Origin of the sequence: Streptomyces sp. NPDC058678 (assembly GCF_042714835.1) — a bacterium.
Lineage (GTDB): Bacteria > Actinomycetota > Actinomycetes > Streptomycetales > Streptomycetaceae > Streptomyces.
Genome location: NZ_JBHXSG010000036.1, coordinates 49,083 through 73,800, shown reverse-complemented (window position 1 = coordinate 73,800; position 24,718 = coordinate 49,083). Strand labels below are relative to the sequence as shown.

Genomic DNA, 24,718 nt, shown 5'->3' with positions numbered 1-24,718 from the left:
GGAGGCCGGGCAGCGGACCCCACGGTTCGCTGCCCGGCCTCCGCCGTGTCTCGGTACGTATCCTGTGCCCCGAACAGCTTTACGGGGGAAGGGAATTCGGACGGTGCCACTGCACAGGGACGACCCGAAGTCGATCGGCGGGTACAAGCTGGTCGACCGACTCGGAGCCGGCGGCATGGGAGCCGTCTACCGGGGCAGATCGAGGTCGGGCCGTGAGGTCGCCGTCAAGGTGGTGCACGCCCAGTACGCCGAGGACGCCGTCTTCCGCACCCGGTTCCGGCAGGAGATCGAGGCCGTCCGCAAGGTGAGCGGCGTCTTCACCGCACCGGTCGTGGACGCCGATCCGGAGGCGGCCCGGCCCTGGATGGCGACCCAGTACGTGCCCGGGTGGTCGCTCGCCCAGCGGATCCGCGACCGGGGCGCGCTCCGAGGTGGCGAACTCCGGCAGCTGGCGCTGGGGTTGGTGGAGGCCCTGCGGGACATCCACCGCGCCGGCGTGGTGCACCGGGACCTGAAGCCGGCGAACGTCCTGATGGCCGAGGACGGCCCCCGCGTCATCGACTTCGGCATCTCCCGCGCGGTGGAGAACCACAACACGCTGACCGAGACCGGCCAGATGATCGGCACCCCGCCGTTCATGTCCCCGGAGCAGCTCACCGACGCCCGCACGGTCGGCCCGGCCTCCGACGTCTTCTCCCTCGGGGCGCTCCTGGTCTACGCGACGACCGGGCGGGGGCCCTTCGACGCCGACAGCCCCTATCTGACGGCCTACCGGGTGGTCCACGACGACCCCGTGCTGGACGGGGTGGGGCAGCCGCTGCGCGGGATCCTGGAGCGCTGTCTGGCCAAGGAGGCGACGGACCGGCCCGGACTCGACGAGCTGGCCCGGGAGTTCGCCACCGCCCTGCCCGAACCCGACGCGGGCGACCTGGCCACCGTGTCGCTGCGCCCGGAGGGGCTGCCGGCCACGCCGGACACCCGCCCCGGGACCCTCGCCGACCCGGCCGGAACCACCCGCCCCGGCCGCCGAAGCCGCCGTCTCCGCCCGCTGCTTGCCGCGACCGGCACGGTCGGCGCCGTCGTCCTCGGACTGACGGCCTACCTGCTGCTCGACCCGGGCTGGGCGGACAGCGGCGACGGAGCGACCCCCACGCCGTCCGCGACCTCACGGTGGACGGCACTGCCCAGCGGCTGGAGGCCGTGGGTGACGACGGTCTACGAGACCGCCGCACGCGGTGTGAAGAAGGCGCCGGAGGCGGGCGGCGGCGGGATGCGGGGCGGGCCGGACTGCCAGATGTACGAGGGCGCCGCCTACTGCACCGGCGACGGCATCCTTCCCGTACGCCTGAACGGGCTGACCGGCGAGACCGTCTGGCGGGCCGCCGCGGCGCCGTCCGGCGGCGTCGAAGGGACGTACACCTTCACGCTTCTCGGCGTCCGGGACGACGCGGTGCTGGTCCAGCAGCTCTTCCAACCGGACGACGCCGACGACGACACGACCAGTGTCCTCGCCCTCGACGTCGAGACCGGTGACCGGCTGTGGCACCGCACGGTGAACGACGACTGGGTCGAAGTGATCGCCTCTGGCGACCTCGTCCTGACACCGGACGCCGACGGCCGCTCGGTGACCGCCCGCTCGCCGCGCACCGGTGCCGAGCGCTGGACGGCACCCCTGCCCGCCGAGCACGTCTGCGGCTTCACGCAGGCCGCGGAGCGTCTGTACCTGCAGTGCGTCCTCGACTCGATGGAAACGCAGGACCTCGTGGTCACGGAACTGGACCGGGCCGACGGTTCGGGCCGCCGGCTGAAGGGAACGAGCGACGCCGCTCTGCTCGGGGTCTTCGACGGCCGGCTGCTCTTCCTGGAGTCGCCCCGGGACGGGGAGGGAAACATGCAGATCGGCGAGGACGCCCCGTACGCCCGGATCCGGTTGGTGGACCCGGACACCGGCGCGGGCAGCACCACGAAGCTGGCCGAGCAGTACTCGGGGGAAGTGACACTGGCGGGCGGCACCCTCTGGTTCGCCACCTCCACCGGACAGGTGACCGCCGTGTCGGCCCGCACGGGCAAACCGCTGTGGCAGACCGCGACCAGCCTGGAACAACCGGGCCCGGCCTTGTACGACCCGCAGACCCGCACCCTCTACCTGGGCAGTGCCAGCGGCCGGGTGGGGGCGCTCGACGCGCGGAAGGGGACGGTGTTGTGGGAGACCCTGCCGCGGGCCGAACGGTTCGACTCCGGCTGGACCGTCAAGGTGCGTCTCCACGAAGGGGCCCTGGTCGTCGCCACCCCCGACGGCACCGTCTTCAGCCTCGACCCCGCCCACCCCGAGCGGAAACCCGCGTCGGAGTGAACGGGGCCGGGAGCAGGGCTACGGCAGCGCCAGCATCCGCTCCAGCGCCAGCTTCGCGAACGCCTCGGTCTCCTTGTCGACCTCGATGCGGTTGACCAGGTTGCCCTCGGCGAGGGACTCCAGGGTCCACACCAGGTGGGGGAGGTCGATGCGGTTCATCGTCGAGCAGAAGCAGACCGTCTTGTCGAGGAAGACGATCTCCTTGCCCTCGGGAGCGAAACGGTTCGCCAGGCGGCGTACGAGGTTCAGCTCGGTCCCGATGGCCCACTTGGAACCGGCCGGGGCGGCCTCCAGGGCCTTGATGATGTACTCGGTCGAACCGACGTAGTCGGCCGCCGCCACGACCTCGTTCTTGCACTCGGGGTGGACGAGCACGTTCACGCCGGGGATCCGGGCGCGGACGTCCTCGACCGACTCCAGGCTGAAGCGACCGTGCACCGAGCAGTGGCCCCGCCACAGGATCATCTTCGCGTCGCGCAGCTGCTCGGCGGTCAGGCCGCCGTTCGGCTTGTGCGGGTTGTAGAGGACGCAGTCCTCCAGCGTCATGCCCATGTCCCGCACGGCGGTGTTGCGGCCGAGGTGCTGGTCGGGCAGGAAGAGGACCTTCTCGCCCTGTTCGAAGGCCCACTCAAGGGCCCGCTGGGCGTTCGACGACGTGCAGATGGTGCCGCCGTGCTTGCCGGTGAACGCCTTGATGTCCGCGGAGGAGTTCATGTACGAGACGGGCACGACCTGCTCGGCTATGCCGGCCTCGGTCAGCACGTCCCAGCACTCCGCGACCTGCTCGGCCGTCGCCATGTCGGCCATCGAGCAGCCTGCCGCGAGGTCGGGCAGGACCACCTTCTGGTCGTCGGACGTCAGGATGTCGGCCGACTCCGCCATGAAGTGCACACCGCAGAACACGATGTACTCGGCCTCCGGGCGCGCTGCCGCGTCCCGGGCCAGCTTGAAGGAGTCGCCCGTGACGTCGGCGAACTGGATGACCTCGTCGCGCTGGTAGTGGTGGCCGAGGACGAACACCTTGTCGCCGAGCTTCTCCTTGGCCGCGCGGGCGCGCTCCACCAGGTCGGGGTCGGAGGGCGATGGCAGGTCGCCGGGGCACTCGACGCCCCGCTCGCTCTTCGGGTCGGCCTCGCGGCCGAGCAGCAACAGGGCGAGCGGAGTCGGCTGTACGTCGAGCTCCGTGGTCTGGGCGGTGGTCACGACACGCACCCTTTCTACTTTTCGTCGAACTGACCTTATCTATCATAACCCGCTTCACGTCACTTTGACGATGGTCATAACGTCGATGTGACATGAATCCCGCAGGCAGCCCGGGTGGCCGCTGTTCGCTTCAGCGCGGGTGTGCGAGCATGAATGGGTAAGAGGGAAAGACACGTCCCCGGCCCGGAATGAATCCGCGGCCCCGTCGGTTGCAACCGTCGGCAAGCAGTCTCCGTACAACCCGGGAGAGATGTAGATGTCCGTATCGGACGAGACCAGCACCGTCACCGACGGCATCATCCTGTCCGACGCCGCCGCGGCGAAGGTCAAGGCCCTGCTCGACCAGGAAGGCCGTGACGACCTGGCCCTGCGCGTCGCCGTTCAGCCCGGCGGCTGCTCCGGCCTGCGCTACCAGCTCTTCTTCGACGAGCGTTCCCTCGACGGCGACGTGGTCAAGGACTTCGGCGGTGTCAAGGTCGTCACCGACCGCATGAGCGCCCCGTACCTGGGCGGCGCGTCCATCGACTTCGTCGACACCATCGAGAAGCAGGGCTTCACGATCGACAACCCGAACGCGACGGGTTCCTGCGCCTGCGGCGACTCCTTCAGCTAAGCCCCACAGCTGGATCGCCGAGTGACAGGAAGGCGGCGGCCCCCTCCGACAGGGCCGCCGCCTTCGCGCATGTCCGAGGCCGTATCAGCGCGCCCCGGACGTCTCCGGGAGCCGCGCCCCCGCCTTCTCCAGCGGGATCTCCTTGCCGTCCGTCCCCACGACCTTGCGGTCGCCGAGCGGCTCCTCCAGCTGCACGGCCTGGTGATACACCTTGGCGATCATGATGCAGACCTTGTCCGGCCAGGGCGTCTCGGTCACCGTGACCGTCACCTCGTCCGTGCCCGCGTCGGCCGTCGCCTTGTAGTCGGCGCACACCCCGCCCGTGAAGCTCACGGTCAGTTCCGTTCCCTCGGCCGTGTAGCCCTCGACCTGGACGTCCCGGGTGGCCGGCGCGGCCGTCGGCTCATCGCCCGGCGCGCTCGGCCGTGCCGAGGGCGCGGTCGGCTGCGCGGTGGGAGTGGTCGAGGTCAGGTACGTGGGGTCGACAGCCGGATGCGTCACCTCGAACGTGTCCCGCGCGCCCGCCGCCCGCACCTCGAACAGCCAGGACGGCACCAGCGTCTGCCGTCCGTCCACCAGGTGCGACGCCAGCCCGAACACGGCCTTCTCGACCGTGATCGTCTCCTTCTTCTCCGCCTTCGGCACGCCGGTGGACTCTCCGCACGGAGCTTCCAGCCGGTCCTTCAGCGGTACGGGGCTCGCACAGCCGCCGATGCCCATGCGGTGGTCGGTCCCCGGAGCCGCGTTCATCAGGCCCAGCGTCTTCTCCGCGCTCAGCACGGGATACGTGTCCCCCTTCACCGGCGCCTTCAACTGGCCGTTGGCGCCCACCACCTCACCCTGCGCGCCGACGGTGACGCCGGTCGTCCAGCCGTAGGTGGGCAGCCCGCCGACCTCGGGGTCGGCGTTCACGACCCGCTGGGCACCCGCGACCTGGCTCGCGTCCAGCTTCGCGTCGTCCTGACCCACCGCCTTCAGGACCGGCGCGGCCGCCTTCTTCGCGACCGCCTCGCTCACCGGGTCCACGGACGGGTCGACGGGGTCGCTCGCACACACGGTCTCGCTCTGGCAGGCATCGGGACCGGGCACGTACCGATGGAAGGTCCAGCTGCCCGGCGCCTGCCTGTTCACCTGCAGGCTCGGCCCCGAACCGTCCTTCGCCCCGACCCGCCAGGCCTGCCCCTGGACCACCGGCTTCCCCTCGACGCCCAGCGCCTTCGCCAGCGCGGCCGCCTGCTCCTCGGTGACGGTGCCGCCCGACCGGTACACGGGCGCCGAGCCGGGACCGTCGGGAAGCGTGCCGTCGGCGCGGTACGTGACGCCGTACGGGTTGGGCTCGCCGGGCGCGATGCCGTTCGAACCGCCGCCCTCGGAGTAGCCCTCGAGGGAGAGCGGCGGGGGAGTGCCGTCACCGCCGGCCCCGGACGACGTACGGCCCTCGGAACCCCCGGAGGCGCTGGTGGCGAGGTACGCCCCACCACCCCCGACCAGCAGTACGGCGGCGGCGACGGAGGCGGCCACCAGAGTGGGGCGGCGGCGGGGCCGGTGGTCCCCGTCGGGGGCGTCACTCTCGGACGCGTCGGCGCCCGCAGCGGGGGACACGTCGGCGCCCGCAGAGAGAGACACGTCGGTGTCGGGAGAAGGAGACCCGTCGGCGTCAGGGGCGGAGGAAGCGTCCGGGGCGGGAGCGGGGGCTGCGTCGCCCCCGGGGGCATCCGCGCCGGTCCCGAGGGCATCCGCGTCGGCCCCGGGGGCATCCGCCGAGGCCTCCTGCTCCGAGGCCGGGTCATCGGCTTCCGGGGCTTCCTCCTGCTCCGAGGAGGCCTCATCGGCACCGGCTTCCGCGGCCTGCTCCCGCTCGGACGAACCCTCCTCCGCAGCGGGCCCGGTGGTGTCATCGGCGTCCCGCGGCGTACCGGCCTTCTCGGCGGAGCCGTCCTCCGGGCCGACGTCGTCGTGGTCGGGTCGCTCGGTGTTCACCGCATCGCTCCTTCAGCTGTGCTTACGTCCATGACCCTGACCCGACCCTGTCAAAGAGGTCGGCTCACGGGTCGTATCCCGCATCCCCTTTACGGGGGACGCCGATGGGACGCAGCGGGGGAGCGCGCGGTTCCCTGAAAGGCGCTGCCTCAGTCGCCGTACTCCGACATCGCGTCCAGCAACCGTGCCGACGCCGGGGGCACGGTCACGCCGTGGATGAGCGAAGGGGAGACCGGAAGGGCGGTGATCCGGTCGGGAACCGCCCAGTGGGGAGCCATCCGCGCACAGTCGCCGCGCAGCGACGCCAGGTCGCCGTCCAGGTCGGCCGCGAGGGGAGCATGGACATCGATGTTCGTCATAGCGGCACCGTAGGCACGGTCGACCCTGCCAAGAAAGATCTACTATCGGGTAGTTTTGGCCGCTCCAGCGTCTCCGGCGTCTCGCAGAGCCCCGCGCCGACCAGATAGCGTGAACCGTCAATCTGTCTCCCCACAGGAGAGTCAACGCCGTGCGCATCGCAGTCACCGGCTCCATCGCCACCGACCACCTCATGACCTTCCCCGGCCGCTTCGCCGACCAGCTCGTCGCGGACCAACTGCACACGGTCTCGCTCTCTTTCCTGGTCGACAACCTCGACGTCCGCCGGGGCGGCGTCGGCGCCAACATCGCCTTCGGCATGGGCCAGCTCGGCACCAAGCCGATCCTGGTCGGAGCCGCGGGCTTCGACTTCGACGAGTACCGTGCCTGGCTGGACCGGCACGGGGTCGACACCGCCTCGGTGCGCATCTCCGAGACGCTGCACACCGCCCGCTTCGTGTGCACCACGGACGCCGACCACAACCAGATCGGATCCTTCTACACGGGTGCCATGAGCGAGGCCCGCCAGATCGAGCTCAAGACGGTCGCCGACCGTGTCGATGGCCTCGACCTGGTGCTGATCGGCGCCGACGACCCGGAGGCGATGCTCCGCCACACCGAGGAGTGCCGCTCCCGGTCCATCCCCTTCGCCGCCGACTTCTCCCAGCAGATCGCCCGCATGGGGGGCGACGAGATCCGGATACTGCTGGACGGAGCGACGTACCTCTTCTCGAACGAGTACGAGAAGGGCCTCATCGAGTCCAAGACGGGCTGGACCGACGAGGAGATCCTGTCCAAGGTCGGCCACCGCGTCACCACGCTCGGCGCACAGGGCGTCCGCATCGAGCGGGTCGGCGAGAAGCCGATCGTCGTCGGCTGCGCGGAGGAGGAGCGCAAGGCCGACCCCACCGGCGTCGGCGACGCCTTCCGCGCCGGCTTCCTCTCCGGCCTGGCCTGGGGCGTTACCCTGGAGCGCGCCGCCCAGGTGGGCTGCATGCTCGCCACGCTCGTCATCGAGACGGTCGGCACCCAGGAGTACCAGCTGCGCCGGGCCCACTTCATGGACCGCTTCACCAAGGCGTACGGCCATGACGCCGCCGCCGAGGTCCAGGCGCACCTGGGCTGAGTCAGGAGAGCCGGCGGACCACGAAGGCCGAACCCCGGTCCGCCGGCTCCTCACCGACGTACTCCTGGCCCCGCATCTCGCACCAGGCCGGAATGTCCAGCCGCGCGGCCTCGTCGTCCGACAGGACCCGGACGATGCCGCCCACCGGCACCTCGCCGATGACCTTGGCCAGCTCGATGACCGGGATCGGGCAGCGCTTGCCCAGGGAGTCCACGACTAGGGCGTCGTCACGCACGACCGCCTCGGCGACCGGCGCTCCCAGCTTCTCCCGTACCGCCGCCACCGCCCCCGGCAGCACGTCCAGGAACCGCTCGACGTCCTCCTCCGGTGTCCCGAGCGGCAGCGAGATCCGCACGTTTCCCTCACTCAGCACCCCCATCGCCCGCAGCACATGGCTGGGCGTCAGCGTGCTGCTCGTGCAGGAGGATCCGGACGAGACGGAGAAACCGGCACGGTCCAGCTCGTGCAGCAGTGTCTCCCCGTCGACATAGAGACAGGAGAAGGTGACGACACCGGGCAGCCGCCGCTCCGGATCGCCGACCACCTCCACGTCCGGCACCAGCCGCGGCACCCGTGCCCGGATCCGGTCCGTCAGCTCCCGCAGCCGTACCGCCTCCCGCGCCGTCTCGGCCCGCACCGCCCGCAGCGACGCCGCCGCCGCCACGATCGCGGGAATGTTCTCGAACCCGGCCGCCCGCCCCGACTCCCGCTCGTCCACGGGCCCTTGAGGGGCGTACCGCACACCCTTCCTCACCACGAGCACCCCGACCCCCGACGGCCCGCCCCACTTGTGCGCGCTCGCCGCCAGCAGTGACCAGTCGCCCTCGACCCGCCCCCACCCCAGCGACTGCGCCGCGTCGACCAGCAACGGCACCCCGGCCGCCCGGCACACCTCGGCGACGGCAGCCACCGGCTGCTCGGTCCCCACCTCGTGGTTGGCCGACTGAAGGCAGGCCAGCGCGGTGTCGGGCCGCAGGGCCTCCTCGTACGACCCCACGGTCACCGCCCCCGACCGCAGCACCGGCACCTCGGTCACCGACCCGCCGTCCGCCTCGAACACCTCCGCCGAATGGAGTACCGAAGAGTGTTCGACCGCCGACACGATCAGGTGGCGTCCCGCCCGGCGGCGCCCCGCCAGCGCCCCGGCGACCCCGGAATGCACCGCGCGAGTACCGGAGGAGGTGAACACCAGCTCGTCCGGCCGGCACCCGACGGCTTCGGCCGCCGCCTCCCGCGCCGCGTCCAGCAACATCCGCGCCCGCCGCCCCTCCCGGTACAGACGCGCCGGATCCGCCCACCCCTCGTCGAGCGACGCCTGCAGCGCCTGACGTGCAACGGGATGAAGAGGAGCGGCGGAAGCGGCATCGAAGTAGGACACACCCCAACGCTAAGCGCCCTGAAGGGGCGCGGGGAACTGCGCGGGAAACCACGCACACCCGCAGCCGCCAACTGACAGAACCTCCCGCGCTACTGGGCGCCCCGCACAACCCGCGGCGCGTTGCGCCCCCCTCCCCGCGCACCCCCAAATCGCGTCGGCTAGGGTTTGGTCCGCATAAACATCCAAACCCCTGCCCGACGCAGGGCGGCGACCGACCAGCGAGAAGGCCGCAGCTCAACCGCGCGGGCGAGACTCTCGGGAAGGCGCTACGTGAGTCCCAACGGCTCCGACCGCTCGCCGCGGCGCCCGATGCGGCGGAAGCTGCTGCAGGCAATGACCGCCGGCCTGGTCCTGGCGACCGCGACCGGTTGCACATACAAGGACTTTCCCCGCCTTGGTATGCCCACCCCGACCACGGAAGAGGCTCCGCGGATCCTCTCCCTGTGGCAGGGGTCCTGGGCTGCCGCGCTCGCCGTCGGCGTGCTGGTGTGGGCCCTGATCCTCTGGAGTGCGATATTCCACCGGCGCACCCGCACCAAGGTCGAGGTCCCTCCGCAGACCCGGTACAACATGCCCATCGAGGCGCTGTACACCGTGGTCCCGCTCATCATCGTCTCGGTCCTCTTCTACTTCACGGCCCGCGACGAGTCGAAGCTCCTCAGCCTCAAGAAGGAGCCCGACGTCACGATCAACGTCGTCGGCTTCCAGTGGAGCTGGGGCTTCAACTACGTCGAGCCCGTCGAGGGTTCCACGGGTGACGCGAAGACCGACAAGAACCTGGACGCGATTCCGGACCGGTTCAAGACGGACTTCCCGGCGAACGCCGGCGGCGTCTACGACGTCGGCACGCCCAAGACGCGGAACCCCCAGACCGGCAACCCCGGCCCGACCCTCTGGCTGCCCAAGGGCAAGACGGTCCGCTTCGTCCTCACTTCGCGTGACGTCATCCACTCCTTCTGGGTGGTGCCGTTCCTCATGAAGCAGGACGTCATCCCGGGCCACACCAACGCCTTCGAGGTGACCCCCAACAAGGAGGGCACCTTCATGGGCAAGTGCGCCGAACTGTGCGGCGTCGACCACTCCCGGATGCTGTTCAACGTGAAGGTCGTCTCCCCCGAGCGCTACGAGCAGCACCTCAAGGACCTCGCCAAGAAGGGGCAGACCGGTTACATTCCCGCCGGCATCGCGCAGACGAGCCACGAGAAGAACCGGGAGACGAACAACCTGTGAGCATCCTCAACGAACCTCAGGGTGCCGCGGCAGCAGGCTCCCACTACGAGGACGAGCTGCCGGTCCGGCGCCAGCGGCGTGGCGAAGTCGTCATCAAGTGGCTCACCACCACTGACCACAAGACGATCGGCACGCTGTACCTGGTCACGTCGTTCGCGTTCTTCATGATCGGCGGCGTGATGGCGCTGTTCATGCGCGCCGAGCTGGCCCGTCCGGGCCTGCAGATCATGTCGAACGAGCAGTTCAACCAGGCGTTCACGATGCACGGCACGATCATGCTGCTGATGTTCGCGACGCCACTGTTCGCCGGTTTCACGAACTGGATCATGCCGCTGCAGATCGGCGCGCCCGACGTGGCGTTCCCGCGGCTGAACATGTTCGCCTACTGGCTGTACCTGTTCGGCTCGACGATCGCGGTCGGCGGCTTCCTCACCCCGCAGGGCGCGGCCGACTTCGGCTGGTTCGCCTACAGCCCGCTCTCCGACGCGGTCCGCTCGCCGGGTATCGGCGCCGACCTGTGGATCATGGGTCTGGCCTTCTCCGGCTTCGGCACCATCCTCGGCGCGGTCAACTTCATCACCACCATCATCTGCATGCGCGCCCCGGGCATGACCATGTTCCGCATGCCGATCTTCGTGTGGAACGTGCTGCTGACCGCGGTCCTGGTCCTGCTGGCCTTCCCGGTTCTGGCCGCCGCGCTGTTCGCGCTGGAGGCGGACCGCAAGTTCGGCGCCCACATCTTCGACTCCGCCAACGGCGGCGCGTTGCTGTGGCAACACCTCTTCTGGTTCTTCGGCCATCCAGAGGTGTACATCATCGCCTTGCCGTTCTTCGGGATCATCTCGGAAGTGATCCCGGTGTTCTCCCGCAAGCCGATGTTCGGCTACATGGGCCTGATCGCGGCGACCATCTCCATCGCGGGCCTGTCCGTGACGGTGTGGGCGCACCACATGTACGTCACCGGCGGTGTACTGCTGCCGTTCTTCTCCTTCATGACGTTCCTCATCGCCGTGCCGACGGGCGTGAAGTTCTTCAACTGGATCGGAACGATGTGGAAGGGGTCCTTGAGTTTCGAGACCCCGATGCTCTGGGCCACCGGCTTCCTGATCACCTTCACCTTCGGTGGTCTGACCGGTGTCATCCTGGCCTCGCCGCCGATGGACTTCCACGTCTCCGACTCGTACTTCGTGGTGGCGCACTTCCACTACGTCGTCTTCGGCACCGTCGTCTTCGCGATGTTCTCCGGCTTCCACTTCTGGTGGCCGAAGTTCACCGGCAAGATGCTCGACGAGCGCCTCGGCAAGATCACGTTCTGGACGCTGTTCATCGGCTTCCACGGCACCTTCCTGGTCCAGCACTGGCTGGGTGCCGAGGGCATGCCCCGTCGTTACGCGGACTACCTCGCGGCCGACGGCTTCACCGCCCTGAACACGATCTCGACGATCAGCTCCTTCCTGCTCGGCCTGTCGATCCTGCCGTTCCTCTACAACGTGTGGAAGACGGCCAAGTACGGCAAGCCGGTCGGCGTCGACGACCCGTGGGGCTACGGCCGCTCGCTGGAGTGGGCGACCTCCTGCCCGCCCCCGCGGCACAACTTCCTCACCCTGCCGCGGATCCGCAGCGAATCCCCGGCGTTCGACCTGCACCACCCCGAGATCGCCGCTCTCGACCAGCTCGAGAACGCGCCTCACGGTGACAAGGCGCTGGCCGGCAACGGCGGCAAGGAGGCCGGCAAGTGAAGATCCAGGGCAGGATGTTCATCTGGCTGAGCGTCTTCATCCTCATCATGGCGATCGTCTATGGCGTGTGGTCGAAGGAGCCGGCCGGCACCACGGCCCTCTTCCTGGCCTTCGGCCTGTCCATCATGATCGGCTTCTACCTGGGCTTCACGGCCCGGCGGATCGACGCGGGCGCGCAGGACAACAAGGAAGCGGACGTCGCGGACGACGCCGGCGAGGTCGGGTTCTTCAGCCCGCACAGCTGGCAGCCGCTCTCCCTCGCGGTCGGAGGCGCCCTCGGCTTCCTGTCGGTCGCGATCGGCTGGTGGCTGCTGTACTTCTCGGCGCCGCTGCTCATGATCGGTCTGTGGGGCTGGGTCTTCGAGTACTACCGCGGTGAGAACCGCACCCAGTAGCACGAGCTGAGCTCTCAGGAGCCCGGACACTCCGCCAGGAGTGTCCGGGCTCCTGCTTTTGCCGCAATGCGTGTCACTCGTACGAGTCATCCGGCGCGCCGCCCTTGACGACTCTCCCTAGCGTGAGGCCATGAGCCACGCACCCCGCACCCGTACCGTCGTCAGCTGCACGCTGCTGGTGATCGCCCTCGGAGCGGGCGTCACCGCCTGCGGCAGCGACGGCGACCCGCTATCCGCCACGCCGTACGACGCGACGGACCAGATCTCCTTCAGCGGCCTCACCGGCGACGGGAAGAAGGCCGACCCGGACAAGCCCCTGGAAGTCATCGCCGAGGACGACGACGGCCGCATCACGGACGTCACCGCGATAGACGCGGCGGGGCGGTACCTGGCCGGCGAACTCTCCGCCGACGGCGGCCGCTGGCACAGCACCACCCCGCTGGCCGCCAACGCCCACTACACGGTCCGGGTGAGCACCGAGGACGAGGACGGGGCACCCGGCCGCCGGGTCCTCAGCTTCGACACCGGCAAGCCCCACAGCAAGAAGCGGCTGAAGGTGACCTTCGGGCCCAAGGCCGCCAAGTACGGCGTCGGCCAGCCCATCACGGCCGAACTGAGCATGCCCGTCAAGGACAAGGCCCAGCGGGCCGTCATCGAGAGCGCCCTCAGGGTCGACTCCATGCCCGCCGCGGACGGCGCCTGGCACTGGGTGGACGACAAGGAGCTCCACTACCGTCCCAAGGAGTACTGGCCCTCCGACGCCACCATCCAGGTCCGCAGCAACCTGGACGGCATCAAGATCAGCGACCGGCTGTGGGGCGGCAAGGTCAAGCCGCTGAAGATCACCACGGGTGACCGCGTCATCGCGGTGACCGACGCCGCCTCGCACTCGATGGCGGTCTACAAGAACGGCGAGGTCATCAAGGAGATCCCGGTCACCACCGGCAAGCCCGGCTTCGAGACCCGCAACGGCGTCAAGGTCGTACTGGGCAAGGAGTACTTCGTACGCATGCGCGGCACCAGCATCGGCATAGCCGAGGGCTCCGCGGAGTCCTACGACCTCCCGGTCTACTACGCCACCCGCGTCACCTGGAGCGGCGAGTACGTCCACGCCGCCCCCTGGTCCGTCGGCTCCCAGGGCTCCGCCAACGTCAGCCACGGCTGCACCGGCATGAGCACCGCCAACGCGGCCTGGTTCTTCAACACCGTCCGCGAGGGCGACGTGGTCCAGGTCATCAACTCGTTCGGCCACACGATGGAGAGCTTCGGCAACGGCTTCGGCGACTGGAACCTCGGCTGGGACAAGTGGCGCAACGGCAGCGCCCTGGCCGCAGGCACCCCCAACGGCACCAGTCCGCAGGACCGGGCGAGGCTGCGGCCCCAGTCGGTCTGAGAAGCCCGGTCAGGCGCTCAGGGCGCTCTTGTGCCGCAGCAGCGAGGCAAGCGCCGCCGCGAACTCCACCGGGTCCACCGGCAGCGTCACAGCCGCCTCCGCGCGGCTCCAGGTGGCGAGCCACGCATCCTGCGGCCGGCCGATCAGCAGCAGCACCGGCGGACAGTTGAAGATCTCGTCCTTGATCTGACGGCACAGACCCATGCCCCCCATGGGCACGGCCTCGCCGTCCAGGACGCAGACGTCGATGCCGCCCCTGTCCAGTTCCTTGAGTACGGCCGCCGGAGTCGCGCACTCGACGAACTCCACCACCGGGACATCAGGAGCGGGCCGGCGCCCGGTGGCCAACCGCACCTGCTCGCGGGTGTTGGAGTCGTCGCTGTAGACCAGCACCGTGGCAGTCGGCTGCATGCTTCCTCCGGGACGTCAGCGTCGTACGGACAGGACCGATGCGGCGGATGCTACTCCCTTGGCCACCCGGTCAACACCTGTGGGAACACCCCTTGCCTGGGCCATACGGGCAGTACACACGCTACGAACACTCCGAACGGCACCCCCGGGAGTGAGGGCGGGATAAGCGACCGACATAATGTCGGTCGTGGCGACAGCAACGACAGTAGAAACCGGGCACGCGCACCCGTCGGTCAACCGGCCGAACCTCACCAGCGTCGGAACCATCATCTGGCTGAGTTCCGAGCTGATGTTCTTCGCGGCCCTCTTCGCGATGTACTTCACCCTGCGATCGGTGACGGGTCCTGATCACTGGAAGGAGATGGCGCACAGTCTGAACTTCCCGTTCTCTGCGACCAACACCACGATCCTGGTGCTCTCCTCCCTCACCTGTCAGCTCGGCGTGTTCGCCGCCGAGCGCGGTGACGTGAAGAAGCTCCGGATGTGGTTCATCGTCACCTTCACCATGGGTGCGATCTTCATCGGCGGTCAGGTGTACGAGTACACCGAGCTGGTCAAGAAGGACGGGCTCTCGCTCTCCTCCGACCCGTACGGCTCGGTGTTCTACCTGACCACCGGCTTCCACGGCATGCACGTGACGGGCGGCCTCATCGCCTTCCTGTTCGTCCTCGGCCGCACGTACGCGGCGAAGAGGTTCACGCACGAGCAGGCGACCGCGGCCATTGTCGTGTCCTACTACTGGCACTTCGTCGATGTCGTCTGGATCGGCCTCTTCGCCACGATCTACATGATCAAGTAGTCGGGCCCGTTCCCGCACATTCCAGAAGCATCGACGCAGAAGATCCTGACACCGGAGTAATCCGTGAAAAAGCTCTCCGCACGACGACGCCATCCCTTGGCGGCGGTCGTCGTCCTACTCCTCGCGCTGGCATGCACCGGGGGGCTGTACGTCCTGTTCGCACCCACGAGCAAGGCGCAGGCAGACGAAACCGCCCAGTCCCTCGCCATCGACGAGGGCAAGAAGCTCTTCGCCGTGGGCTGCGCCAGTTGCCACGGCACCGGTGGTCAGGGCACCACTGACGGTCCGAGCCTCGTGGGCGTGGGCGCCGCGGCCGTCGACTTCCAGGTCGGCACCGGCCGTATGCCGGCCCAGCAGCCGGGCGCACAGGTCCCGAAGAAGAAGGTCGTCTACACGCAGGCCGAGATCGACCAGCTCGCGGCATACATCTCCTCGCTGGGTGCCGGCCCGAACGTCCCGACCGAGGCGCAGTACGGCCCCGAGGGCGCCGACATCGCCAAGGGTGGCGAGCTGTTCCGCACCAACTGCGCGCAGTGCCACAACTTCACCGGCAAGGGCGGCGCGCTGACGCACGGCAAGTTCGCGCCCGACCTCGAGGGCGTCAGCCCGAAGCACATCTACGAGGCCATGCAGACCGGCCCGCAGAACATGCCCTCCTTCCCCGACACCACGCTGTCGGAGCAGAACAAGCAGGACATCATCGCGTACCTCGACGCGGTCAACGGCGAGGACACCGAGAGCCCCGGCGGCCTTGAACTGGGCGGACTCGGTCCGGTCAGCGAGGGCCTGTTCGGCTGGATCTTCGGACTCGGCTCGCTGATCGCGGTCGCCGTCTGGGTCGCCGCTCGGACCGCAAAGGCCAAGAAGTCATGAGTAGCCAAGACATTCCAGAAGAGAACCTGCCGGCTGAGCAGTCCGCAGGACACAATGACCACGCGCACGGCGCGGTAGGCGTCGCGGACGAGAAGAACCCGTTCGCCGACCCCGGACTGCCGCCGCACGAGCACCGCATCCAGGACATCGACGAGCGGGCCGCCAGGCGGTCCGAGCGCGCGGTCGCCATGCTGTTCGTGCTGTCCATGCTGGCCACCGTCGGCTTCATCGTCTCGTACGTGGCGATCCCGCACGACAGGTCGATCTACGTCTTCCCGATCGGGCACATCAACGCGCTGAACTTCGCGCTGGGCCTGACCCTGGGTGCGGCGCTGTTCCTGATCGGCGCGGGCGCGGTCCACTGGGCCCGCACCCTGATGTCCGACGAGGAGATCGCCGACGAGCGGCACCCGATCGAGGCGGCGCCCGAGGTCAAGGCCAAGGTCATGGCCGACTTCAAGCAGGGTGCCAAGGAGTCCGCGCTCGGCCGTCGCAAGCTGATCCGCAACACGATGTTCGGCGCGCTGGCCCTGTTCCCGCTCTCCGGCGTGATGCTGCTGCGCGACCTCGGTCCGCTGCCCGGCACCAAGCTGCGCCACACCCTGTGGTCCAAGGGCAAGCTGCTCGTCAACATGAACACCAACGAGCCGCTGCGTCCCTCGGACGTCGCGGTGGGTTCGCTGACCTTCGCCAAGCCCGAGGGCCTGGAGGAGCACGACCACGAGTTCCAGACCGAGATCGCCAAGGCCGCCCTGATGATCGTCCGGATCCAGCCGGACAACATCAAGGACAAGCGCGAGCTCGAGTGGTCGCACGAGGGCATCGTGGCGTACTCGAAGATCTGCACCCACGTCGGTTGCCCGATCTCCCTGTACGAGCAGCAGACGCACCACGTGCTGTGCCCCTGCCACCAGTCCACCTTCGACCTCTCCGACGGTGCCCGGGTGATCTTCGGCCCCGCCGGTCACGCCCTGCCGCAGCTGCGCATCGGTGTGAACGACGAGGGCTACCTCGAGGCGCTCGGCGACTTCGATGAGCCCGTCGGTCCTGCTTTCTGGGAGCGCGGATGAGCACTGAGACCACCACCAAGGACTCGCGCTCGCGCGAGAAGGCGCCGGCCGGTGAGCGGGTCGCCGACTGGGCCGACGGCCGCCTGGGGATCTACTCCCTGGCCAAGGCCAACATGCGCAAGATCTTCCCCGACCACTGGTCGTTCATGTTGGGTGAGGTCTGCCTCTACAGCTTCATCATCATCATCCTCACGGGTGTGTACCTGACGCTGTTCTTCCACCCGTCGATGAACGAGGTGGAGTACCACGGCAGCTACGTCCCGCTGCAGGGCCAGCTGATGTCCGAGGCGTTCAACTCGACCATGCACATCTCCTTCGATGTGCGCGGTGGTCTGCTGATCCGGCAGATCCACCACTGGGCGGCGCTGATCTTCCTCGCCGGCATGTTCGTGCACATGATGCGCGTGTTCTTCACGGGTGCGTTCCGCAAGCCGCGTGAGGTCAACTGGCTGTTCGGCTTCCTGCTGTTCGTCCTGGGCATGTTCACCGGTTTCACCGGCTACTCGCTCCCGGACGACCTGCTGTCCGGCACCGGTGTCCGCTTCATGGAGGGCGCGGTCCTGTCCGTGCCGATCGTCGGCACGTACCTGTCGTTCTTCCTCTTCGGCGGCGAGTTCCCGGGCGGCGACTTCGTGGCCCGCTTCTACTCGATCCACGTCCTGCTGCTGCCGGGCATCATGCTCGGCCTGGTCGTCGGCCACCTGATCCTGGTCTTCTACCACAAGCACACGCAGTTCGCGGGCCCCGGAAAGAGCAACAGGAACGTCGTCGGCATGCCGCTGCTCCCGGTCTACATGGCCAAGGCCGGAGGCTTCTTCTTCCTGGTCTTCGGTGTCATCGCGGCCATCGCGGCGATCGCCTCGATCAACCCGATCTGGGCCATGGGCCCCTACCGTCCGGACCAGGTGTCCACGGGCGCCCAGCCCGACTGGTACATGGGCTTCTCCGAGGGCCTGATCCGTGTGATGCCGGGCTGGGAGATCAACTTCTGGGGCCACACGCTCGTCCTGGGCGTGTTCATCCCGCTAGTCATCTTCCCGCTGGTCCTGGTCGCGATCGCGGTCTACCCGTTCATCGAGTCCTGGGTCACCGGCGACAAGCGCGAGCACCACATCCTGGACCGCCCGCGCAACGTGCCGACGCGCACGGCGTTCGGCGTCGCGTGGATCACCTGGTACATGGTGCTGCTGATCGGTGGTGGAAACGACCTCTGGGCCACCCACTTCCACCTGTCGATCAACGCCATCACCTGGTTCGTCCGGATCGCGTTCTTCGTGGGGCCGGTCATCGCGTTCGTCATCACCAAGCGGATCTGCCTCGGCCTCCAGCGCCGCGACAAGGACAAGGTGCTGCACGGCCGCGAGTCGGGCATCATCAAGCGCCTGCCGCACGGTGAGTTCATCGAGGTGCACGAGCCGCTCAGCCAGGAGCAGCTGCACACGCTCACGGCGCACGAGCAGTACGTGCCGGCGCAGATCGGCCCGACGGTCGACGAGAACGGCGTCGAGCGCAAGGTGAAGGGCTCCGAGAAGCTGCGCGCCAAGCTGAGCGAGGCGTACTACGGCGAAGAGGCCCAGATCCCCAAGCCGACCGTCGAGGAGTACAAGGAGATCACGAGCGGCCACGGCCACCACTGATCGCTGCGCTCGCCACGCGCGGCAAGGGCCCCGTCCGAAGACCGGACGGGGCCCTTTGCCGTGCCCTCCGGCTGGATAGGGTGGGACCCGTTGAGACTCGCGTCCCGCTGCACGGGACTGATCCAGGAGCGGCTGATGAGCGCTGTGACCCCCGCTGGAGGCGACACCGCGGCGGACCGTTCCTGGCCCGAGGTACTGAGCACACTGCTCGGCGGGCGGGACCTGAGCGCCGCCGACACGGCGTGGGCGATGGACCGCTTCATGAGCGGCGAGGCCTCGGACGCCCAGATCGCGGGCTTCATGGTGGCGCTGCGGGCCAAGGGAGAGACGGTCGAGGAGATCAACGGTCTCGTCGAGGCGATGTACGCGCACGCGCAGCCGCTGCAGATCCCGGGCCCGGCCGTCGACATCGTCGGCACGGGCGGCGACCGGGCCAAGACGGTCAACATCTCGACCATGTCCGCCATCGTGATCGCGGGCACCGGCGCGAAGGTCGTCAAGCACGGCAACCGGGCGTCGTCCTCGGCGAGCGGGTCGTCCGACGTGCTGGAGAAGCTCGGCATCAACCTGGACCTGTCACCCGAGGGGGTGGCGCGCGTGGTGGAGGAGGCCGGGATCACCTTCTGCTTCGCGGCCAAGTTCCATCCGTCGATGCGGTTCGTCGGCGGGGTCCGGCGGGACCTGGGCATTCCGACCTCGTTCAACCTGCTCGGTCCGCTGACCAACCCCGCCCGGGTCACCGCCTCGGCGGTCGGCTGCTTCGACACCCGGATGGCGGGGCTCATCGCCGGCGTGCTGGCCGAGCGGGGCTCGTCCGCGCTGGTGTTCCGCGGCGACGACGGCCTCGACGAACTGACGACCACGGCCACCTCCCGGGTGTGGATCGTCGGCGACGGCAAGGTCACCGAGGAGGCCTTCGACCCGCGGGACGTCGGCCTCGAACTGGTGCCGGTGGAGGCGCTGCGGGGCGCCGACTCCTCGTACAACGCGGAGGTCGCCCGACGCCTGCTGGACGGTGAGCCGGGCCCGGTGCGGGACGCCGTGCTGCTGAACTCGGCGGCGGCGCTGGTGGCTTTGGCGCCGACCGGAGCGCCGCTGGCCGTGCAGCTCCGTGCCGGGATGGACAAGGCGGCGGAGGCGATCGACTCCGGCGCCGCCAAGCGGACGCTCGAGCGCTGGGTGGCGGCCAGCAACGCGTAGCGCCCCACGCGTGATGTCCCGCAATCCGGACCCGGGTTGCGGGACCACGATCACTTCGCGTACGTTTCTGTACCAGGTCATGAGTGACAGTCATGAGGCCCCGGCCGACTGTCCGGCAACCCTCCGTCCGTGGCGGGGTGCCCCGGGTGAAGACCAGGTCGTAGGCAGAAAGGCCTGCGGCAAGCGCGGACCCCTCGCACACCAGGGGCCCTGGTCGTCGAGGAGTCTTCCGTGAGCAAGCGAATGCGATAGGGCGTAGAGCCCCGCCTCCGCACACCCCTTTTCGCCTTTTCCCGCGCTGAGCCACGTTCGCTCGCGCGGTGATGTCACCTGCCTCTCACGGGAGTTCGCCATGTCTGTCTCCACCGTTGCCGCCGCCCAGTCCGTTTGCAGTGACATTTCGGGGGCGCTGCCCGTTCTGGGCCGGGATGTCACCGTCCCGCTCGTCACCGGCGGCGAGGTCACCTACGCCGCGCTCGACTACGCGGCCAGCGCGCCGGCCCTGCAGCGGGTCTGGGACGACGTGGCGGCGTACGCGCCCTACTACGGCAGCGTCCACCGCGGCGCCGGCTACCTCTCCCAGCTGTCCACCGACCTCTTCGAGAACGCCCGCAGGACGGTCGCCGAATTCCTCGACTGCCGCGCCGAGGACCAGGTGGTCTTCACCCGGTCCACCACCGACTCCCTGAACCTCCTGGCCGCCGCGCTCCCGGCCGACTGCCAGGTCTTCGTCTTCGAGACCGAGCACCACGCCGCGCTGCTGCCCTGGCAGAACGCCCGCGTCAGCTACCTCGACGCCCCGCGCACCCCGCGGCAGGCGGTGGCGACCCTGGAGCGCGCCCTCGCCGACCGGGACCCGCAGGGCCCGGCGCTGGTCTGCGTGACCGGCGCCTCCAATGTCACCGGCGAGCTGTGGCCCGTACGGGAGCTGGCCGCCGCCGCGCACGCGCACGGTGCCCGGATCGTCCTGGACGCCGCCCAGTTGGCCCCGCACCACCCGGTGTCGCTGCGGGACCTCGACGTCGACTGGGTCGCCTTCTCCGGGCACAAGCTGTACGCGCCCTTCGGGTCCGGCGTGCTGGCCGGCCGGGCCGACTGGCTGCGCGCGGCCGAGCCGTACCTCGCGGGCGGCGGCGCCAGCCGCAAGGTCACGCGGCGCTCGGACGGGGGAGTGGACGTGGAGTGGCACGAGAGCGCCGCCCGTCACGAGGCCGGTTCCCCGAACGTCATCGGTGCCTACTCCATCGCCTCCGCCTGCAAGGCCCTCACCGAGGCCGGCTTCGACACGCTGGTCGCCCGGGAGCAGTACCTGATCGACACGGTCCGCGCGGGCCTCGCGGAGGTGCCCGAGGTCCGGGTCCTCTCCCTCTTCGGCGACGACGCCCCGCGGGTCGGCGTGATCTCCTTCGTCGTCGAGGGCTGGAACAGCTCCCACTTCGCCGCCGCGCTCTCCGCCGAGTACGGCATCGGCGTCCGCGACGGCCTCTTCTGCGCCCACCCGCTGGTCCGCACCCTGCTCGGCAGCGACCCCCGGACGCAGGGCGAGTGCGGGGCCCCCGAGGCCGCACCCGGCGAGAAGTCCCTCAACGCGATCCGGGTGAGCTTCGGCGCCGGCACGCCCGACGAGCACGTGGAGCGGTTCGTCAGCGCGGTGAAGGACCTGGTCCGGCACGGCGCGAAGTGGAACTACCGCACGGAGGACGGGCGCTGCGTGCCGGCGGTCTGAGGGCCTGACGTCCGCCACACGTATACGCTCCCTCTCGGCAGCCGTACGACGTAGGGGGAGCACGGGGTGCAGGAGCTGCGCGAGACGGATCCTCGGGTCATCGGCCCCTATGAGGTTCTGGGCAGGCTCGGGTCCGGCGGCATGGGCGAGGTGTATCTCGCCGAGGCGCGGCGCGGGCCGCGGCTGGCCGTGAAGGTGGTGCGGGCCGAGCAAGCGGAGGACCGCACCTTCCGGGCGCGGTTCCGGCACGAGGTGCGGGCCGCGCAGACCGTCGGCGGGGCGGGGACGTACACCGCGCGGGTCGTGGACGCGGACACCGAGGCTCCACGGCCGTGGATGGCCACCGAGTTCGTCGACGGGCCGAACCTGCGGGACGCGGTGCTCGACGGCGGCCCCCTGACGGGAGACGCGGTACGGCTGCTGGCGGCCGCGCTCGCCGAGGCGCTCGCCGCGATCCACGGCAAGGGGCTGGTGCACCGGGACCTCAAGCCGTCCAACATCCTGCTGGCGCAGGACGGTCCCCGGGTGATCGACTTCGGGATCGTCCGGGCACTGGAAGGGACGGCGCTGACCCGGACCGGGGTGGTCGTCGGGTCGGTCGGCTATGTCTCGCCCGAGCAGATCCGCAACGGTGGCCAGGTGGGGCCGGCCAGTGACGTCTTCTCGCTGGGCGCGGTGCTCGCGTACGCGTCCGGCGGTGAGGAACCGTTCGGCGAGGGACAGGATTCGGTCGTCCTGCTGCGGATCCTGACCGGGGACGTCGACCTGTCCGCCGTACCGAAGGACCATCTGCCGCTGGTGGAGGCGTGTCTGCGGGACGATCCGGGCGCCCGGCCGACGCCCGCGGACGTGGTCGCGGCCACGGGACACACCGCGCGTTCGCTGCGCGAGGGCCTGCGGTCGGGGTGGTACGCGACCGGTGCCCCCGGAGGGGCCGAGTCCGTCGGGGGCGGTGAGCGCTGGATCCCCGAGCACGGACCGGGGGAGCGGGAGAGCCGGGTCGAGTACGTGGCGCCCGTGACGGTCAGGGACTTACCGGCGGTCGCGGAGGCCCCGCCGCAGCCGCCCTCGCGGCGACGGCTGCTGGGGGCGCTGACCGGTGGCGCGGGGGTGGTGGCGGCCGGGGGCCTCGGCGGCTGGCTGCTGCTGCGGGACTCGTCGCACGGCAAGGCAGGGGCCGCGGGCGGGTCCTCCGCGACGGGAACGCCTCGGGTGGGCTGGCAGTACAAGGTCGAGGGACTGGGCGGAAGACACGGGCCGTGCGCCTCGCTGTCGCCCGACGGCAGGCGGGTGTACGTCGGCGGCGCGGACAGCTCACTGCACGCCGTGGACCTGAACGGCCTGAGTGTCTGGCGTACCGCACTCGGCGGCGAGGTCATGTCCCCGCTCGCCACCACCGACGGCGTGTACGCCCTGCTGTTCGACGGGCAGGAGGGCGCCTCCGAGCTCTGCGCCCTCGGCCGGGGCGGCAAGGTGCGATGGACCAGGCCGGTCGCCTCGAACAGCCAGGTCCCGGTGGCCGCGGGCGGACTGGTTCTGGTTTCCTACGCCCCTTCGTCGGACGAGGGCGGGGTGCGGGCGTACGCGCCCGACGGCAGCGTGCGCTGGAGCACGCCGACAGGGGCGGCGCCCACCAGCGAGCCCTTGGTGGCGGACTCAGTGGTGTACGTCGGCACCTTCGGAGACGAAGTGCAGGCCCTGGACGCGAAGACCGGGAAGCGGCTCTGGGCGACGAGGGTGGGAGCGGACACCGGGCGACCCACGCTGGTCGGGGACACGCTGCTGGTCGGGTCGGGCGGGGAGCAGTCGCTGCACGGCGTCAGCCGGTCCGGAAAGGTTTTGTGGCACAAGGCCGACGAGACGTTGTACGGCAGCCGCTACCTCAGCTGTGTCGCCTTCGGCGGTCTCGGGGTCACCGCGACCGACTACGAACTCGTCGCGCTGGACCCGGCTGACGGATCCAGGGCGTGGACCTTCCGGTTCACCGACGAGGGGATCCAGTACAGCGATCCGACGGTCGCGGGTGACACGCTCTACGTGCGCCAGGGCTCGACGCTCCACGGCTTCGACCGCCAGGGCCGGCGGACCTGGCGGAAGCGGGTGGAGGGGGGAGCGTCCGTCGGCACCCAGAGCCCGGTCGTCCGCGACGGACGCGTCTATGCCGCGACCGCCGACGGAATCACCGTCCTCGCGCTGAAGAAGTCCTAGCTGTCCAGGCCGATCGCGAACGCCGCCTCCAGGTCGTGCTGGGAGTACGTCCGGAACGCCACATGCGTGTCCGTTCCCTCCACGCCGGGGATCTTGCTGATCCGGCCGGGGATGACCTCCGCCAGGTCCTCGTGCTGCTTCACCCGGACCATGGCGATCAGGTCGTACGTGCCGGTCACGGAGAAGACCTCGCTGACGTTCTCCAGCGCCGCGATCGACTCCGCGATCTCGGGGATCCGGTCCACGCTGGTCTTGATCAGGACGATCGCGGTGATCACGGCTGGTTCTCTCCCTCGGGGGCCGGAGCTGGGGCGGGCTTCACTCTAGTCCCACGCCCGAATCGCACCCACGCGAACGCCAGCCCCAGGCCGAAGCCCACCAGGTGGGCCAGGTAGGCCACGCCGGGGCCCTGGCCGGCCCGGCCCGCGGCCAGCCACTGGAGGGCCGCCCAGAAGGGGAGGACGACCCAGGCGGGGAAGCGCAGGGGGAGGAAGAAGAGGAACGGCAGGAGACTGGTGACGCGGGCCTTGGGGAACAGGTACAGGAACGCGCCGAGGACCGCCGAGATCGCCCCGGACGCGCCGACCAGGGACTGCTCGGAGTCCGCGTTCGCGGCCGCGTAGCCCAGCAGGGCGAGGTAGCCGCAGCCCAGGTAGAAGAGGGTGAACTGGACGCGGCCCATCCGTTCCTCGGTCAGTACGCCGAAGACGTAGAGGAAGAGCATGTTGCCCAGCAGGTGGACCCAGCTGCCGTGCACGAAGAGGGCCGTGGCGGGGGTGAGCGCGGCCCGTCCCGACCCCTCGAACAGTTCGACGGGGACCACGCCCCAGCGGTGGAAATAACTGCTCTGCGCGGCGAGCAGCGCGTCGCCCGAGCCGTACTTCGGGTTGAGCCCCGATGCGGGGCCGACCAGGAAGAGCAGACCGCACCCGGCGATCAGCCCGTACGTCACCGGTGCCGACGGCCACCGGACCGCCCCGACCGCTCTGCCGACCGTCCCGCTCCAGTTGCTGATCATGACCACAGA

The 24,718-nt window shown here is 69.7% G+C and carries 21 protein-coding genes and 1 riboswitch; of the genes, 14 read left to right on the top strand and 7 right to left on the bottom strand.

What is annotated here, in order from left to right; translation table 11 throughout:
• Positions 1-103: 103 nt before the first annotated feature.
• Positions 104-2,353: a protein kinase gene (locus tag ACFWWR_RS29055; protein ID WP_384306152.1), complete on the top strand. Its 2,250-nt coding sequence runs from the start codon at positions 104-106 to the stop codon at positions 2,351-2,353.
• An 18-nt stretch (positions 2,354-2,371) separates the two neighbouring features.
• Here ACFWWR_RS29055 and nadA read toward each other — a convergent pair whose 3' ends face one another.
• The gene (gene nadA, locus ACFWWR_RS29050) at positions 2,372-3,556 is read right to left on the bottom strand and encodes a quinolinate synthase NadA (RefSeq protein WP_383867261.1); all 1,185 of its coding nucleotides are present in this window, start codon (positions 3,554-3,556) and stop codon (positions 2,372-2,374) included.
• 256 nt (positions 3,557-3,812) lie between these two features.
• On the opposite strand from nadA, the gene ACFWWR_RS29045 reads away from it, so the two are divergent.
• Positions 3,813-4,169 carry an iron-sulfur cluster assembly accessory protein gene (locus ACFWWR_RS29045; RefSeq protein WP_030582488.1) on the top strand — a complete coding sequence of 119 codons (357 nt, stop codon included), beginning with the start codon at positions 3,813-3,815 and terminating at the stop codon, positions 4,167-4,169.
• Positions 4,170-4,253: 84 nt separating this feature from the next.
• Here ACFWWR_RS29045 and ACFWWR_RS29040 read toward each other — a convergent pair whose 3' ends face one another.
• On the bottom strand, positions 4,254-6,149 hold the full coding sequence (locus tag ACFWWR_RS29040; protein ID WP_384306150.1) for a hypothetical protein: 1,896 nt from the start codon (positions 6,147-6,149) through the stop codon (positions 4,254-4,256).
• A gap of 149 nt (positions 6,150-6,298) precedes the next feature.
• On the bottom strand, positions 6,299-6,508 hold the full coding sequence (locus ACFWWR_RS29035; RefSeq protein ID WP_383867265.1) for a hypothetical protein: 210 nt from the start codon (positions 6,506-6,508) through the stop codon (positions 6,299-6,301).
• A 149-nt stretch (positions 6,509-6,657) separates the two neighbouring features.
• Between ACFWWR_RS29035 and ACFWWR_RS29030 the strand changes: the two genes are divergently transcribed.
• Complete coding sequence (locus ACFWWR_RS29030) at positions 6,658-7,632, top strand: carbohydrate kinase family protein (RefSeq protein WP_383867267.1); 975 nt, start codon at positions 6,658-6,660, stop codon at positions 7,630-7,632.
• A gap of 1 nt (position 7,633) precedes the next feature.
• On the opposite strand, the gene ACFWWR_RS29025 is transcribed toward ACFWWR_RS29030, so the two are convergent.
• Positions 7,634-9,010: a cysteine desulfurase/sulfurtransferase TusA family protein gene (locus tag ACFWWR_RS29025; RefSeq protein WP_384306147.1), complete on the bottom strand. Its 1,377-nt coding sequence runs from the start codon at positions 9,008-9,010 to the stop codon at positions 7,634-7,636.
• 270 nt (positions 9,011-9,280) lie between these two features.
• Between ACFWWR_RS29025 and coxB the strand changes: the two genes are divergently transcribed.
• From coxB to ACFWWR_RS29005, 4 genes are all read left to right on the top strand, one after another.
• Positions 9,281-10,240 carry a cytochrome c oxidase subunit II gene (gene coxB, locus ACFWWR_RS29020; protein WP_383867271.1) on the top strand — a complete coding sequence of 320 codons (960 nt, stop codon included), beginning with the start codon at positions 9,281-9,283 and terminating at the stop codon, positions 10,238-10,240.
• Positions 10,237-11,979, top strand: a complete 1,743-nt coding sequence (gene ctaD, locus ACFWWR_RS29015) for a cytochrome c oxidase subunit I (RefSeq protein WP_383867273.1) — start codon at positions 10,237-10,239, stop codon at positions 11,977-11,979. Before coxB ends, ctaD begins: the two co-directional genes overlap by 4 nt.
• Complete coding sequence (locus tag ACFWWR_RS29010) at positions 11,976-12,374, top strand: cytochrome c oxidase subunit 4 (RefSeq protein WP_383867275.1); 399 nt, start codon at positions 11,976-11,978, stop codon at positions 12,372-12,374. The genes ctaD and ACFWWR_RS29010 overlap by 4 nt, the downstream gene beginning before the upstream one ends.
• A 130-nt stretch (positions 12,375-12,504) precedes the next feature.
• A complete protein-coding gene (locus ACFWWR_RS29005) occupies positions 12,505-13,767 on the top strand; it encodes an Ig-like domain-containing protein (RefSeq protein ID WP_383867277.1) in 1,263 nt (420 codons plus the stop codon).
• A gap of 9 nt (positions 13,768-13,776) precedes the next feature.
• Here ACFWWR_RS29005 and ACFWWR_RS29000 read toward each other — a convergent pair whose 3' ends face one another.
• Positions 13,777-14,178, bottom strand: a complete 402-nt coding sequence (locus ACFWWR_RS29000; RefSeq protein ID WP_383867279.1) for a hypothetical protein — start codon at positions 14,176-14,178, stop codon at positions 13,777-13,779.
• Positions 14,179-14,356: 178 nt separating this feature from the next.
• On the opposite strand from ACFWWR_RS29000, the gene ACFWWR_RS28995 reads away from it, so the two are divergent.
• The 7 genes from ACFWWR_RS28995 (at position 14,357) to ACFWWR_RS28965 (ending at position 23,691) form a co-directional block, all read left to right on the top strand.
• Entirely contained in the window at positions 14,357-14,977 is a 621-nt protein-coding gene (locus ACFWWR_RS28995) for a heme-copper oxidase subunit III (RefSeq protein ID WP_383867281.1), read from the top strand.
• Between the two features lie 63 nt (positions 14,978-15,040).
• On the top strand, positions 15,041-15,850 hold the full coding sequence (locus ACFWWR_RS28990) for a c-type cytochrome (protein WP_383867283.1): 810 nt from the start codon (positions 15,041-15,043) through the stop codon (positions 15,848-15,850).
• On the top strand, positions 15,847-16,920 hold the full coding sequence (locus ACFWWR_RS28985; RefSeq protein ID WP_383867285.1) for a Rieske 2Fe-2S domain-containing protein: 1,074 nt from the start codon (positions 15,847-15,849) through the stop codon (positions 16,918-16,920). Before ACFWWR_RS28990 ends, ACFWWR_RS28985 begins: the two co-directional genes overlap by 4 nt.
• The gene (locus ACFWWR_RS28980) at positions 16,917-18,557 is read left to right on the top strand and encodes a cytochrome bc complex cytochrome b subunit (protein ID WP_384306144.1); all 1,641 of its coding nucleotides are present in this window, start codon (positions 16,917-16,919) and stop codon (positions 18,555-18,557) included. Before ACFWWR_RS28985 ends, ACFWWR_RS28980 begins: the two co-directional genes overlap by 4 nt.
• A gap of 135 nt (positions 18,558-18,692) precedes the next feature.
• The gene (trpD, locus tag ACFWWR_RS28975) at positions 18,693-19,757 is read left to right on the top strand and encodes an anthranilate phosphoribosyltransferase (RefSeq protein WP_383867289.1); all 1,065 of its coding nucleotides are present in this window, start codon (positions 18,693-18,695) and stop codon (positions 19,755-19,757) included.
• Between the two features lie 75 nt (positions 19,758-19,832).
• Positions 19,833-19,949, top strand: a riboswitch (SAM riboswitch).
• Positions 19,950-20,109: 160 nt separating this feature from the next.
• Positions 20,110-21,483, top strand: a complete 1,374-nt coding sequence (locus ACFWWR_RS28970) for an aminotransferase class V-fold PLP-dependent enzyme (RefSeq protein WP_383867291.1) — start codon at positions 20,110-20,112, stop codon at positions 21,481-21,483.
• A gap of 66 nt (positions 21,484-21,549) precedes the next feature.
• Complete coding sequence (locus ACFWWR_RS28965) at positions 21,550-23,691, top strand: PQQ-binding-like beta-propeller repeat protein (RefSeq protein ID WP_383867293.1); 2,142 nt, start codon at positions 21,550-21,552, stop codon at positions 23,689-23,691.
• On the opposite strand, the gene ACFWWR_RS28960 is transcribed toward ACFWWR_RS28965, so the two are convergent.
• Complete coding sequence (locus ACFWWR_RS28960) at positions 23,688-23,969, bottom strand: Lrp/AsnC family transcriptional regulator (RefSeq protein WP_019758354.1); 282 nt, start codon at positions 23,967-23,969, stop codon at positions 23,688-23,690. The genes ACFWWR_RS28965 and ACFWWR_RS28960 overlap by 4 nt on opposite strands.
• A complete protein-coding gene (locus tag ACFWWR_RS28955; RefSeq protein ID WP_384306141.1) occupies positions 23,966-24,709 on the bottom strand; it encodes a rhomboid family intramembrane serine protease in 744 nt (247 codons plus the stop codon). Before ACFWWR_RS28955 ends, ACFWWR_RS28960 begins: the two co-directional genes overlap by 4 nt.
• Between the last annotated feature and the right edge of the window lie 9 nt (positions 24,710-24,718).